The sequence below is a fragment of the Chryseobacterium taeanense genome (genome assembly GCF_900099685.1).
Lineage (GTDB): Bacteria > Bacteroidota > Bacteroidia > Flavobacteriales > Weeksellaceae > Chryseobacterium > Chryseobacterium taeanense.
This window is the reverse complement of sequence record NZ_FNDW01000002.1, coordinates 250,246-264,789: the sequence shown is the minus strand read 5'-3', so window position 1 is coordinate 264,789 and position 14,544 is coordinate 250,246. Positions and strand designations below refer to the sequence as shown.

The 14,544-nt window shown below is 36.7% G+C and carries 12 protein-coding genes; 4 read left to right on the top strand and 8 right to left on the bottom strand.

The features are described from left to right. Nucleotide 1: 1 nt before the first annotated feature. On the bottom strand, nt 2-1,543 hold the full coding sequence (gpmI, locus tag BLR30_RS04210) for a 2,3-bisphosphoglycerate-independent phosphoglycerate mutase (RefSeq protein ID WP_089855239.1): 1,542 nt from the start codon (nt 1,541-1,543) through the stop codon (nt 2-4). Between the two features lie 138 nt (nt 1,544-1,681). On the opposite strand from gpmI, the gene BLR30_RS04205 reads away from it, so the two are divergent. Then, nucleotides 1,682-2,005: a translation initiation factor gene (locus BLR30_RS04205; RefSeq protein WP_089855236.1), complete on the top strand. Its 324-nt coding sequence runs from the start codon at nt 1,682-1,684 to the stop codon at nt 2,003-2,005. A gap of 242 nt (nt 2,006-2,247) precedes the next feature. Then, nucleotides 2,248-3,102, top strand: coding sequence for a nucleoside phosphorylase (locus BLR30_RS04200; RefSeq protein WP_089855233.1), 855 nt, complete (start codon nt 2,248-2,250; stop codon nt 3,100-3,102). A 100-nt stretch (nt 3,103-3,202) separates the two neighbouring features. Here BLR30_RS04200 and BLR30_RS04195 read toward each other — a convergent pair whose 3' ends face one another. Next, nucleotides 3,203-4,354 (bottom strand): hypothetical protein, encoded by a 1,152-nt coding sequence (locus BLR30_RS04195; RefSeq protein WP_089855229.1) that lies wholly within the window; start codon nt 4,352-4,354, stop codon nt 3,203-3,205. 196 nt (nt 4,355-4,550) lie between these two features. On the opposite strand from BLR30_RS04195, the gene BLR30_RS04190 reads away from it, so the two are divergent. Next, entirely contained in the window at nt 4,551-4,850 is a 300-nt protein-coding gene (locus BLR30_RS04190) for a hypothetical protein (RefSeq protein WP_089855226.1), read from the top strand. A gap of 119 nt (nt 4,851-4,969) precedes the next feature. After that, a complete protein-coding gene (locus tag BLR30_RS04185; RefSeq protein WP_089855223.1) occupies nt 4,970-5,785 on the top strand; it encodes an enoyl-ACP reductase FabI in 816 nt (271 codons plus the stop codon). A gap of 126 nt (nt 5,786-5,911) precedes the next feature. Here BLR30_RS04185 and BLR30_RS04180 read toward each other — a convergent pair whose 3' ends face one another. The 6 genes from BLR30_RS04180 to BLR30_RS04155 all read right to left on the bottom strand — a co-directional run bounded on the left by BLR30_RS04180 (nt 5,912) and on the right by BLR30_RS04155 (nt 14,540). After that, nucleotides 5,912-7,351, bottom strand: coding sequence for a glycoside hydrolase family 30 protein (locus BLR30_RS04180; RefSeq protein WP_089855220.1), 1,440 nt, complete (start codon nt 7,349-7,351; stop codon nt 5,912-5,914). Between the two features lie 75 nt (nt 7,352-7,426). Further along, the gene (locus tag BLR30_RS04175) at nt 7,427-8,233 is read right to left on the bottom strand and encodes a glycoside hydrolase family 16 protein (RefSeq protein WP_089855217.1); all 807 of its coding nucleotides are present in this window, start codon (nt 8,231-8,233) and stop codon (nt 7,427-7,429) included. Between the two features lie 79 nt (nt 8,234-8,312). Next, nucleotides 8,313-10,535, bottom strand: a complete 2,223-nt coding sequence (bglX, locus tag BLR30_RS04170; RefSeq protein ID WP_089855214.1) for a beta-glucosidase BglX — start codon at nt 10,533-10,535, stop codon at nt 8,313-8,315. Nucleotides 10,536-10,607: 72 nt separating this feature from the next. Next, the gene (locus BLR30_RS04165) at nt 10,608-12,083 is read right to left on the bottom strand and encodes a glycoside hydrolase family 30 protein (RefSeq protein WP_089855210.1); all 1,476 of its coding nucleotides are present in this window, start codon (nt 12,081-12,083) and stop codon (nt 10,608-10,610) included. Nucleotides 12,084-12,101: 18 nt separating this feature from the next. Then, nucleotides 12,102-12,962: a hypothetical protein gene (locus tag BLR30_RS04160; RefSeq protein WP_089855208.1), complete on the bottom strand. Its 861-nt coding sequence runs from the start codon at nt 12,960-12,962 to the stop codon at nt 12,102-12,104. 18 nt (nt 12,963-12,980) lie between these two features. Beyond that, nucleotides 12,981-14,540 carry a RagB/SusD family nutrient uptake outer membrane protein gene (locus BLR30_RS04155; RefSeq protein WP_089855206.1) on the bottom strand — a complete coding sequence of 520 codons (1,560 nt, stop codon included), beginning with the start codon at nt 14,538-14,540 and terminating at the stop codon, nt 12,981-12,983. Nucleotides 14,541-14,544: the final 4 nt, after the last annotated feature.

Sequence of the window (14,544 nt, the reverse complement as noted above, 5' to 3'; positions counted from 1 at the left end):
TTTAGCTGATTAATATATCTCCTGTCATCATCTCAGGAATCTCTATATTCATTGCTTTTAAAATAGTCGGCGCTACATCTCCCAGTTTGCCAGGCTTTAAATTCCAGGTATGATCTTTATCCATTACAATGAAAGGAACCAGGTTGGTGGAATGCTGTGTGTTTGGTGTGCCGTCCGGATTTATCATGACATCAGAATTTCCGTGATCTGCAAGAATGAAAACCGCATAGCCGTGTTCGTAAGCAGTTGTTGCTACTTTTTCAATACATTTATCTACCGTTTCCGCAGCTTTTACAGCGGCTTCGAAAACACCAGTATGTCCTACCATATCCGTGTTGGCGAAATTTAAACAGATAAAGTCGGCAGTTTCATTTTCGAGTTCCGGAACAATAGCATTCGTAATATCGTAAGCAGACATTTCAGGTTTAAGGTCGTACGTCGGAACATCTTTCGGACTCGGGCAAAGCAATCTTTTTTCTCCGTTAAATGGTTCTTCCCTTCCTCCTGAAAAGAAGAATGTTACGTGAGGGTATTTTTCCGTTTCTGCAATTCTGATTTGGGTTTTCCCGTTTTTTTCCAGAATCTCGCCCATTGTTTCGTGCAGTACCTCTTCATCAAAAACTACGTGTACATTCTGGAAAGTTTTATCATAATTTGTAAGCGTAACGTAATACAATGGCAACTTTCTCATGAAAAATTCCGGGAAGTCTTTCTGAGAAAGAACTTCTGTAATTTCACGCCCCCTGTCTGTTCGGAAATTAAAACAGATGACCACGTCATTATCAACGATTTTAGCAACGGGAACAACATTTCCTGTTTGTGTAGAATCGATCATGACGATTGGCTTGATGAACTCATCCGTCACCTTATTATCATATGATTTCTGAATTGATGCCAGTGCATCTGTAGACTGTTCTCCTACTCCTTCTACCATGGCATCATAAGCCAGCTTTACACGTTCCCATCTTTTATCCCTGTCCATTGCGTAATATCTTCCGACAACTGTTGCCAATTTTCCGACAGTTTTTTCCATGTGATCCTGAAGATCTTCTATAAAACCTTTTCCGGAAAGCGGATCACAATCACGGCCATCTGTAAAGGCATGAACAAACACATTTTCATGTAAACCGAAGTCGTGAGCAGCTGTTAAAAGACCTTTTAGATGATTGATGTGTGAATGTACCCCACCATCAGAAACCAAACCGATAAAATGAACTTTTTTATTTTCTCTTTTAGCGTAATCAAATGCATCCTGAATGACTTTCTGTTGACCCAATGAACCATTTTCAACAGCCATATTCAGCTTCACAAGATTCTGATACACAACTCTTCCTGCCCCCAGATTCATGTGTCCTACTTCAGAATTTCCCATTTGCCCCGCAGGTAATCCTACTGCTAAGCCACTCGCTTCAAGCGTTGTATGTGGAAAGTTTTTAAGACAGTTATCTATAAATGGAGTGTTTGCTTTGTCAATGGCTGAAACGTCAGGATTCATTCCCAATCCCCATCCGTCAAGGATGGCCAATATTGCTTTTTTCGACATTTTGTATAAACTTTTGTATTACAAATTTATTTATTTTCAAATGAATTCGAGAACTTGCAGACTTAAAATTTGTTTAAAATTAAATTTTAGGTCTGAAGATTTAAAAATTTTGGAAAAATATTTTATTAATTTTGCTGTATGGATTTAAGAGATCAATTGAAAAACCTTTTTCCTGACCATGAAGAGCAGGATTTTGAAATACCCGAAGAAAAATTTAAGCAGAAAGAACCTTTACTATGCAAATTTGAAAAGAAAGGCAGAAATGGTAAACCCGTAACTATTGTTGAAGGCTGGGAAGGTAATGAGGAAGATCTTAAGAAGATATCAAAAAAAATAAAAACCACCTTAGGAATCGGCGGCTCTGAAAAGGATGGAACAATCATTATTCAGGGAGATAATCGTGATAAAATAATGAATATCCTCAAAGAAATGGGCTATAAAACCAAAAGAGTCGGCGGATAGTTCCCCTTAAATATTGATATTTTAAAACCTTAAATTTTAAAGTTTCTCTATCATTTGCTGAAATTCAAGTGATGAATTTGAATTGAATACTGTTTACCTTTTATATAAAAGAATTTTTATTAATTTTAAAACCCGAAATCATATTCATGACAAGCGGTCAGTTTCTTTTTCTGATCTTTTTAAATGATGAAGGATATTTGGGAAGGATTTAATACAAACTTTAATTCAAATAAAAACATAGTATGCTCAATAAACTTGCTGCTTCAGAACTTGTTCTGAACGAAGACGGAAGCGTTTACCATCTTAATCTTTTACCTGAAGATATCGCTGAAAAAATTATTCTTGTAGGAGATCCGGACCGTGTAGCGAAGGTTTCAAAATATTTCGACACTGTAGAAGTACGGAAAAATAAACGGGAATTCTATACCCATACAGGAACGTTACGCGGTGAAAGAATCACCGTGATGTCTACGGGGATCGGTACTGAAAATATTGACATTGTTATGAACGAGCTTGATGCTCTGGTAAATATCGATCTCAAAAATAAGGAGTTTAAAAAAGAACATTCGACGCTTCAACTGTTCAGAATGGGAACCTGCGGAAGTGTAAATCCGGATGTGCAGGTTGACAATATGCTGGTAACACAAAATGTGGTAGGACTTGACGGGTTGATGCATTTTTATCCTGATTATGAATTTGAGAACGATTTTTCAAAAAACTTTCTGGAAAAATTTCCATATTCTAAAATCAAACCTATGCTTTATTTTTCAGAATGGTCTGAAGAACTGGGAAACTTGTATAAGGATGCAAAATATCACGGGAATACCGCAACTTTCCCTGGATTTTATGCGCCACAGGGAAGACAATTACGTTTAAAATCTTTAGATGATAAATTCCTTGAGACTTTAAATGATCTTGGCGTAACCAATTTTGAGATGGAGACATCTGCAATTTATGCTTTTTCTAAGCTTTTAGGGCATAAAGCGATTACTGTAAATAATGTGATTGCCAACAGAAGACGCGGAGAATTTTCTGCCGATCATCATGCTTCTGAAAAGAAATTGATTGATTGGGTTTTGGATAGAATTATTAAATAAGTTTTACATTTACATATAAAGTAATAATGAAAAAGGATTTCAAATTGAAATCCTTTTTCTATTAACAACAAAACAAAAACAATTATTAACAGTAATCCTTCTAAAATTCATTGATTGTTATATAAAAATGTGCTGAATTTAAACTTTGTGCGTTGCCAGCAATATTTGTAAGATTAATGGTAATGTTGGAAGTCGATGTCAATCTTGGATTTGATATTGAAAAGGTAGAATTTCCGGCAAAGTCACTCGCAGGCGTTACAATAATTGTAGCTCTCGTAGAAGAAGGCGTAAAACCTGTCGGAACAGGAATATTCATCGTTGTTGTATTGCCCGCCGGGAGATTATTAATTGAAACACTTGGCCAAACTTCAAAACTGATCTGACTTTTCTGCACTGATCCGTTTATCCCTAATTTATATTGACCATTCACATCCAGCTTTACCGTAGTGTTTGGCGTACTGGTACCGATGCCAACATTGGCGTTGTTATCCCCTAAGACTATTGCATTAGATTGTGAGGTTGATGCATTATAGCCAATTGCTGTCGAGAATTGCGCCTGAGCTTTTGCCCCTGAACCTAAAGCGGTGGAGTTTTGTCCTGAAGTTTTAGTCTGAAAACCAACAGCAGTTTCATTATTAAAAGTCGTTTCCGCTTCAAAGCCTACTGCAAGAGACTGATAGCCATTTGCTTTTGCATTATTTCCCATGGCAGCAGCGCTTTGTGCTGCACCAGAAGATGAGCCGATTGAAACACCGTCCTGTCCGGCATTAGATAATTTGCCGAAACTTACAGAATTATTAACCCCCAACCCTCCTACAGTAGTAGAATTTACTTTAAAAATAAGATCATCATAAGCTGAAGTTCCAAGCGATAAATTAGTTCCGGAACCACTGTAATTTCCTATATTATTTCCAGAAGTGCTCCAGCTGCCGGAACTTGGCAATGCGGTAGAAACGGTAGCAATTTGATTCCATTTGGAATTACTCCAGAAATAAAATCCTGCTGCTGACAACCCTCCAAGTCCATTATTCCATATCAATAATCCGTTGGCAGGTGAAGGGATTGTAACTACGTCGGTTATGGAAGTCAAAGCTACTCTTGGAATAAGAATCCCTTTACTGCCCGAACTAATCTCAAGCATAGCTGAAGTGTTGGGAGATGAAGTACCTATTCCGACCTGGGCGAAATTAAGACTAAAATTAAATAATAAAACGGAAACAAATAATATCCGAAACTTGGTCTGTTTTTTCATCTTATTGTGTTTATAAGTATTTGTTTGTTTAGCAAATATAATAATTTCAATTAATTTCTAATCCTTTTTAAATCAATTATAATGGTAAGATAATTTAAAGTTTATTCATGAACTTATTTTTATGAAAATTTTAACATTGTTTTATTGTTTTAGGAATAGTTATTGGTTAATTACAACTATCACTAAAATATATATTATGAACAATTCAGAATACAACAAAGCAGAAAATGCAGTAGATAATACTGAGAACTCATTGAAAAATGCAGCCGACAAAACAAAGTGGAAAGTTGAAGAGCTTGCAGACAGAGCAAAAGATTATATCAACGAAAAAAGAGCTAATGATGAAGAAGCCAGACATGAAGATTGGCTGGACAGAGCAAAAAACAATGTATCTGACACTTGGGAAAATGTAAAAGATAAAGCCAATGATGCATGGGAAAAAACCAAAGATGCAGCAGAAGATGTAAAAGCAGAATGGAAGAAAAAAACGAATTAAGTTTCAGTCATATAAATATTTTCAAGAAAAACGGAGTCTTTTTATGGAAGGCTCTGTTTTTTATTATGTAATAAACACAAATATTGCTACATTTGTACATTAATAAACATTAAAAAATTATGTCATACGGTTTACTTAAAGGCAAAAAGGGAATTATATTTGGAGCCCTTAATGAACAATCGATCGCTTGGAAAGTGGCAGAAAGATGTCATGAAGAGGGTGCTGAATTCATCTTGTCTAATGCTCCTATTGCTCTTAGAATGGGAGAACTAAACGAATTAGCAGAAAAAACAGGTTCTGAAGTAATCGGTGCAGATGCAACTTCTGTGGAAGATCTTGAAAAACTTTTTGATGCTGCTGTTGCAAAATTTGGGAAAATCGATTTCATTCTTCATTCTATCGGAATGTCTATCAACGTAAGAAAAGGAAAACATTATACAGAAATGAACTATGACTGGTTGGAGAAAGGCTGGGATATTTCCGCGGTTTCTTTCCACAAAGTAATGCGCGTGGCATGGGAAAAAGACTGTATGAATGAATGGGGAAGTATTCTTGCACTTAGTTATATTGCAGCTCAAAGAACATTCCCTGACTATAATGATATGTCGGACAATAAAGCTTATCTTGAAAGTATCGCAAGAACTTTTGGAGGTTATTGGGGAGAAAGAAAAGTTCGTGTAAATACGGTATCCCAGTCTCCTACCATGACTACTGCAGGTAGCGGTGTGAAAGGTTTCGGAGGTTTCCTTGGATATGCTGAAGATATGTCTCCGCTAGGAAATGCTACGGCTTTGGAGTGCGCAAATTATTGTGTAACATTATTCTCTGATCTTACAAGAAAAGTAACGATGCAAAATCTTTTCCACGACGGAGGTTTCAGCAGTTCGGGTGTAACGCAGAAAGTAATCAGTAAATATGATTCTGAAAACAATTAAAAGTTGTTCTTAAAAATATTATAAACCGGAATGTTCTTCCGGTTTTTTTATTGTTTTAAATATAAAATAGTTTCGGCGGCATCTTCGATGCCGCCGAAACTTAAAAAAATAATGTTAATATGAAGTTTATAAAATTACAGTCTGTATGGAGTGTGCTGGAGCATTCAATTTAGCCGCCATACCCTCAATCCAGAGATTGGCATTAATATCAGTATCAGTATCATTCATAATTACCGTTACCAACTGCCCGTTTTCATTCATGAATGTGGTAGAGGTAAGTGCTATTCTGTTGGATGAGCTGCCGATTCTTTGCGCATTAGGCTTAATGAATTTTGAAACATGTCCCACATAATAATATTCATAGGTATAATGAACTTCGCCTGTTTTGGTATCGGCAATAATAGGAGCGAAACAGAAATTCCCGACGTGATTCGGTCCGCCGGTTTCGTCAAGAAGAACATTCCAGTCGGTCCATAGAGCAGTTCCTTTGTTGAAATCATTAATCATATTTCTACCATACAGTTCACCCAGTTTTACATCATAAATTCTAGACATATCAAACTGCTCTTTACAGCCTTCTGTAAATGCAAGGAATTTATCAGGGAAAGCTCTCTGTGTTTCCGCCAGATTATCAAAAAGCTGTGTTTTATTATTCCAGGTTTCATACCAGTGGTAACCTATTCCTGAAGCGTATTTAGATGTTTCAGGATCACTTAAAGTAGTGGTCGCTCTTTGATAAATCAGGTCACGGTTGTGATCCCAAATCATTACTTTTTTATCTTTAAATCCATTCTTCCAAAGTGTCGGACCTAAATTATTTTTAAGAAAATCTCCTTCTTCTTCCGCAGTATAAATACACGATTCCCAAGTTTGAGTGGCCATTGGCTCATTCTGAACAGTTAATCCCCAAACATTAATTCCTCTTTTTTCATATTCTTTTATGAATTTAACATAATAATCTGCCCAGGTCTGGTAAAAAGCATTTTCAAGCCTTCCGCCCTTCAGCATACTTTTATTCGATTTCATCCATGCAGGTGGACTCCACGGTGAAAAATAAAAGGTAAAATCCTTCCCTATTGCTTTCTGTGCTTCTTTAATCATTGGGATTTTATACTTTTCATCATGTGAGATATTAAAGGTTTTTAAAGAAGTATCATTATCCTGCACATAAGTGTACGAATCGCTTGAAAAATCACACGAATTCATATTAGTTCGTACAACAGTATAGCCCAGTCCATTCTTTCCGTAATAGGCATCAATGATTTCTTTCTGTTTATTTTTCGGAAGTTTATACAAAGTTTCTGCTGCTGCATCTGTAATGGCTCCACCGATACCGATGAGCTTCTGATATTTAAAATCAGGATCGACAAAAATACATGCATCAGTTTCTTTAGGCTGAACCATTTTTTCAAACTTCACGGTTCCTTTATCAATCATTTTTTCGTTGGACGATGCACTGGTGAAAATTATTTTTGCTGTTTTACCTGCATTTTTTTTCCAGTAATTTTGCGCATTTGCATTGAAAACAACTCCTACTACAAAACAACTTACAATTAATCTCTTCATTATTCTTTTCTATTTTATTTAAATTTTTCTCATCAAAAATTCTAAAGAATTTTATCCGTTAAAATTTGATTTGTCTTATTTATTTTGATAGACTCTAACGTAATCTATCTCGAACTTCTGAGGAAAAATGGTGTCGTCGATTCCTTCTTTTCCACCCCAAAATCCACCAACGGCAAGATTTAAAATAATAAAATAAGGTTGGTCAAAAGGCCACGCACCATAGGTTTTTTCTTTATTTTCATAAGTGAAAAATTTCTTATCATCAACATATATTTCAATCTTTTCAGGTGTCCAGTTTGCTTTGTAAACATGAAAGTTTTCACTGACATCTTTCACGAATATAGTATCCGTTTTCTGAGTATTAATCTTGTGATTATAATTCTTAGTGTGAGCGGAGGCGTGAATGAACCCTTGATTATAGCCAACATGCTCCATGATATCCATTTCACCGTCATCCGGCCATTTTTTCATATTTTCACTCATCATCCAGATGGCCGGCCAGGTACCGCGACCTTTAGGAAGTTTTGCCCTGACTTCAACAGTTCCGTATTCGAAAGAGAATTTACCTTTTGTGAGAAGTCTGGCAGAAGTATATTTACTTTCTTTCCAGTTTTCTTTTTTAGCTTCAATAACAAGATTTCCTTTTTCTACTCTCGCGTTTTGCAGACGATTTTTGGTATAAAACTGCGATTCTTCATTGCCAAAACCGTGGCCTCCAACGTCGTAATTCCATTTGGTAGAATCGGGTAATCCTTTATAATTAAATTCATCCGACCATATCAATTTCTGGCCAGTATGCTTGTTAGCAGTACAATTTAATAAAGAGAAAGCAAGACTTCCTCCAATGGCTACATTAAAAATATATTGAAGTTTAATTTTCATATTAAAAGTTTTGGTACAACATGATGCCTTTTACCACCAAAAGCGGGTTTTATCCCGCTATCAGTTTAGTAAACTTGTATTATTTAGACCAATTAATTCTTTTTGTCTGAACATCCTGTGAATTGGTTCCGGTCATAATGTCGAAGTCGCCACCTTCCCAGTCAAAATTTAATTCATCGTCATAAAACTTCAGATTTTCAGGAGTTAAAGTGAAATTTACCATTTTACTTTCCCCTTTTTTAATGAAAACTTTCTGAAAGCCTTTGAGTTCTTTCACCGGTCTCACCACTTTTCCAACCAAATCTCTTATGTATAACTGAACCACCTCTTCCCCATCGTAATTTCCGGTATTAGAAATTTTTACGCTGACATTTAAAGTCTGATTACCTTTAAGATTTGTTGAACTCAAATTCATATCTGAATAGACAAATTTTGTATAGCTCAAACCGTATCCAAATGGATATTTCGGGTCGTTATCCAAATCAATATAGGCCGAAACATAATTTCTGTCTGTATTGTTCTTCGCAGGTCGTCCTGTATTATAATGATTGTAATACACAGGAATCTGTCCTTCTGTTCTCGGAAAACTCATGGGAAGTTTTCCTCCTGGATTCACTGCTCCGAAAAGAACATCCGCAATAGAGTTTCCTGCTTCCGTTCCCAGCCACCACGTGTACACGATTGCCGGAATATTATCTGCAGCCCAGTCAAAAACCAAAGGCCTACCTGCATTAATCATTAAAACAATAGGTTTCCCTGTTTTAGCAATTTCTTTTAAAAGATCTTCCTGAACTCCTGAGAAATGGATATTGCTTCTGCTTTTTGCTTCACCGCTCATCGCATGCCCTTCCCCTAAAGTCATAATCACAACGTCTGCTTTTTTGGCAGTTTCTACAGCTTCTGCAAACATTGATTTGTCCTGATCATCAACATTCGCACCTTTTGCATATAATAATGTTGAATTTTTATCCAATTGATTTTTAATCCCGTCAAACTGCGTTACAATTCTTTGATTATCATCTTTAAATGCAACTGACCAGAACCCGTGATTGGCCGTAGTTTCTTTGCCGAAAGGGCCAATAAGAGCAATCGTTTTTGTTGATCTGGAAAGAGGTAGAATATTTTTCTCATTCTTTAATAAAACGATACTTTTAGAGCCAAATTCTCTTCCGAATTTTCTATTTTCACTATTGTTGGTCTGCTCTTTTTGTCTTTTTTCGTTGCTGAAACGGTAAGGATCATCAAATAATCCCATTTCAAATTTCTTAACTAAAATTCTTCTTGCGGCATCATCAATAAACTTAGGATCAACTTTTCCTTCCTGAACTAATTTTGGAAGTTCAGCCATATAAGCACGACTTTCCATATCCATATCGCTGCCTGCGGTAATTGCTTTTTTAGCAGCTTCTTTATTATTCTTTACATATCCGTGGTTCACCATTTCGCCAATGCTTCCCCAGTCAGAAACGACAAATCCCTGAAAGTTCCATTTTCCTTTCAATAAATCTCTTAAAATATACTTGTTGGCCGTTGCCGGTATTCCGTTAATATCATTAAAAGAGTTCATGAACGTTGCAACACCCGCTTCTGCTGCCGCTTTGAAAGGTGGTAAATAGGTTTCGTTTAATTGTCTTAAGCTCATATCTACCGAGTTGTAATCTCTTCCGCCCACAGCTGCTCCGTATGCAGCGAAATGCTTTGCGCAAGCCATGATGGCATCAAGATTTCCCAATCCTTTTCCCTGAAAACCCCGAATTCTTGCCAAACCGATCTGTGTTCCCAGATAAGTATCTTCTCCAGAGCCTTCCATTACTCTTCCCCATCTCGGATCTCTTGCAATGTCTACCATCGGCGCAAAAGTCCAGTGGATTCCGTATGCAGAGGCTTCGGTTGCAGCAATTCTTTCTGATTTTTCAATTAAATTTAAATCCCAGCTTGCCGCCTGTCCAATATTTACAGGAAATGTTGTTCTGTAGCCATGAATAACATCTAAACCAAATAACAATGGAATTTTCAATCTTGATTTTAATGCTAATTCCTGGAATTTTCTTGTTTCTTCTGCTCCCGCTACGTTGAGCATTGATCCTACTTTCCCTTGTTTTATTTCATTTAAAACATTTGCAGAGTTGGAATTCTGTGGCCCCGTCGCATATTCAAATCCGCTGTATTGAACCAACTGTCCCACTTTTTCTTCCAGCGTCATTTTCGACAATAAGTCAGAAACTTTCTGATCGATTGTCTTTTGTCCGAATGCATTGACTCCAAAAGCTGTCATTGCCAATAGGAAATAAACTCTTTTCATTTATAATTTTATTTTTGATTATCTGCTGTTTGCAAGTGTTTGAACGTGAAAATTGAGATAATCATATTAAACTTAAAAAACATAAGTCGCCGTTGAACTTGCCGGAATTGTAACCGGAGCTGTTTTCTGATTATATTTAATATTAAATGCTTTATCCGTTGAATTGCCATTTTGAACGATTAACACAGTTTTTCCTGCCGGCGTTTTGAAAGCTACTGTTGAAAGATTTCCTACTTGTGTAGATTCAATTCTCTGGGAATTTGCCGGTACAAATTTCGAAGCATGAGCAATGATATAATATGCAACATTTTTTTCATAATTACCAGATCCGTTTATGGTTACAGCGCCCTTACATTGTGTACATCCTCCAGGTGTATGTGGTCCGAATGATGCGTCATTTGCTACATTCCATTCTAATGCTGTACGGCTCCAGTTTCTCATTGATCCAATAATAACGTTTTTGGTGTGCCAATCCAAATCTCCACCGAAATTTCCTGTAGAACTTGTCCATTGTTCAGTAAAATATACATTCTTATTAGGGAATAAATTATGAACTGTACTTAAAGCCGAAATATCTCCTGCATACAAATGAAAAGCAGATCCGTCAACATATGGATTTGCAGCAGAATCATTTAAAACCGCCAATGGATAAGCCGGATTGTCGCAATTGTGATCGTAAGCGATGATCTTTGTGGTAATATTTGCAGCCTGAAAAGCAGGGCCCAAATTATTTTTAATAAAAGTTGCCTGCTGTGTAGCTGTCATATACATACTCGGATTATTTCCCGGATGCAAAGGTTCGTTTTGAGGCGTAATCGCATCAATTTTAATTCCCTGCGCCTGCATTGCCTGAATATATTTTACAAAATATTGTGCATAAGCACCGTAAAATTCAGATTTTAGGCTTCCTCCAACACTGTTTCCGTTATCTTTCATCCAAACCGGTGGCGACCACGGTGTTGCTAATATTTTAATATTTGGATTAATCAATAAAATATCTTTCAACATCTGAATTACCGCCTGATCTTTAGTTAAACTGAATTGAGCTAATGTAGGATCCGTTTGCCCCGCCGGCATATCATCGTAAGAGAAAACTTCACTGTTAAGATCGGAAGCTCCTATACTTATCCTCAGATAGCTGACACCAATACCTGAACTGCTGAACAGGTCGTTTAATAATTCTTGTTTTTTTACAGCACTTAACTGATTTATTACCTGTACACTTCCACCTGTCAGAGTATATCCGAAACCATCAATGGTCTGGAAAACTTGTGAAGCATTCACTTCAATGGATGTTCCAGAAACTGAATTGCCTGAAAAATATGCTGCATTCTGTAGTTGCAATTTTACGGACTGATCTCCTTTCGTAACCCAAACCTCTACAGGATCTCCGGAAGTATTTCCACTTCCATTATTTCCTGAATTATCGTTGCCCGCTAAGTCGGAAGATGTACTGCTGCAGTTTAAAAAAGAAAGAAGCGCTACACCGCAAAGTGCAGCACTTCTAAGTACGAAACTATATGAATATTGTGAATATTTTAATTTCATTAATTTAATTTAGGTTGATTAAGTAGTTTTTCTTATTTCAACTTTATCAACACTTAAGCTGTTGACTGTTTTTCCACCACATTTAATTACTAAATAGACGGTTCCAGTAGTTGTTGCAGTATAAACACCGCCGTTCTTACTGGCATTACAACCTATTGCAGAAACTTTCCCTCCAAATGCTGTTTTGCCACAACCATCCCAAGTATTAATATTTCTGTATACACTACCGCTCACATCATTTCCAGGTGCAGGTAAGCTGTTTAACATATAAACTTCAAACCATGTATCTTCCAAGCCTGTTGCAGATGAAGCTACCATATCTATAGCATACTTTTGTCCTGCTTCAACATTTACAGCCTGATAAAAAGCTTGCTGTTTACTATCTGAGGCAACAATTGTAGCTTTTCCATTGGCAAAAACCCATTGTGCACCGGTAGAGCTTATTGGAAAAATAGTCCATTTGGAAATTTCATCAGGAGTATCAAATCTTCCACCTTGAATAATATTTCCTGCAACAGGATCAGAAGTAGGAACGACGATGGTTTGACTTGTCATACCACCAGACTGTCCACCAATACCCACAGCACTATGCTGAATTACATAAGTACCGGCATCCGGCAGGAAAATATCCATTTCATTTTTTCCATTTACAAAACCATCACCATCAATATTCCATTGAGAATTTATAAAACCAACATTATTATCATTCACTCTTTTTAAATGATAGTGGTTTTCGCTTGTTTTAGTAATTGTAAACTTTGCATCAACGGCTGGCTGTGTCAATCCGTTTCCCTCTTCTACCGAATCAGGAGTACAAGCCGCCAGAAAAAAAGCTGCAGAACTTAGTAAAAGTCCTTTGTTGATATATTTAGTTATCATGTTTTTAATTTTATTAAATTAATATCCAGGATTTTGTTTTAAAATTGTTCCTGTTAGCTCCGTAAGAGGGATAGGCATAATTTCATTTTTTCCCGCTACAAAACCTTTTGAAGCTAGTTTTGTAGAAGCATCTCCCCATCTTACAAGATCAAAAAATCTGTGACCTTCACCTGCTAGCTCTCTTCTTCTTTCATCCTTGATAGCCTGTAAACTTACCGGTATAGATGCTAAACCAACTCTTGCTCTTACTGCATCTAACAAGGCTTGTGCCCTAGAGCCCGTACCATTAAGTGCTTCAGCTTCCATCAAATATGTATCTGCTAATCTTATAACAATATAATTTTGACGATAATTCAGTTCGGTAACGCCTAAAGTTGATTTTTTATCTGATGTAGGCATAAATTTATTAAGAAAATATCCAGTATCCTTATAAGCCGGTGCATAATCTGCTTTACCCTGCGCCTTTAATGCATTCATATTCAGAATAGTAGCGTTTACACGCGGATCACTCTGCATAAAGTTAAACAGATCTGTTGTAACTGTATTAAATGCCCAACCTGAGACGATATCTGGAGCATTATCAGCAGGATTTGTCTGACTAATTCTGTTATAAGATCTTGGTGCAGTCATCACGCAAATAGAATTCCCTTCATCTTTGCCTTGTCCCCAAAAGCCCCAATCAGATTTTCCCTGGTCACTATGGGATGCTTCAATAATAGATTCTGATGTAAACTCGTAAGGATCCGCAGTCCCACCTAGTGCTACTCCCGCTTTCCAAAGATCATCATAATTTGCCAATAGTTTATATCCGTATTGACTGGTTCCGCCGGGAGTTCCATTTACATCCGCAAATTGTGCAGCAGCTTCTGATTTTTTATTTTGATATAAATACACTTTGCCTAAAAGAGCTTTTGCCGCTCCTTGCGTTAATCTACCTTTTTCCTCTCCGCTTACGGTCATAGGAAGATTTGGCAAGGCTTCCGTCAGATCTTTTTCTATTTGAGCATATACTTGTGCAGGTGTAACTTGCGGAACATTATAAAAATCGTCTGTTGCTTCAAAAGGTTTTAAAATAAGAGGAATATTTCCGAAAACCCTCAGCAAATCAAAATAATATAGTGCGCGAAGAGTTTTTGCTTCCGAAATGAAGCGTTGCTTCAAAGTTTCATCCATTGATGCATTAGGAGCATTTAATATAAGGGCATTTGCTCTTGCTATACCTTGATAATAATCTTTCCAGTAACTTGCAGGCATTGTATTTGGATTAATTTGAAAACTTGATGCCCCTTGAATACCAGCTCCATCTGTAGCACTACCGCCTCCCGCATAGAAATCATCTGAAGCTGCATTGAAAAAAGTTACCATATTTTCAAATCCGCCTGCATATTTTCTCATAACGTCATACGTACCCACAAGACCAAAAAAGCATTCTTGCTCATTTCTGAAAAAGTTATCTCCGGCAAACGCTCCTTTGTATTCTTTTTCTTCTAAAGTGTCATTATTACAAGCTACATTAAGAGTGGATACACTCACTAAAAATGAAGCTGCTATTGATATTTTTAAAAATTTATTTTTCATTGTA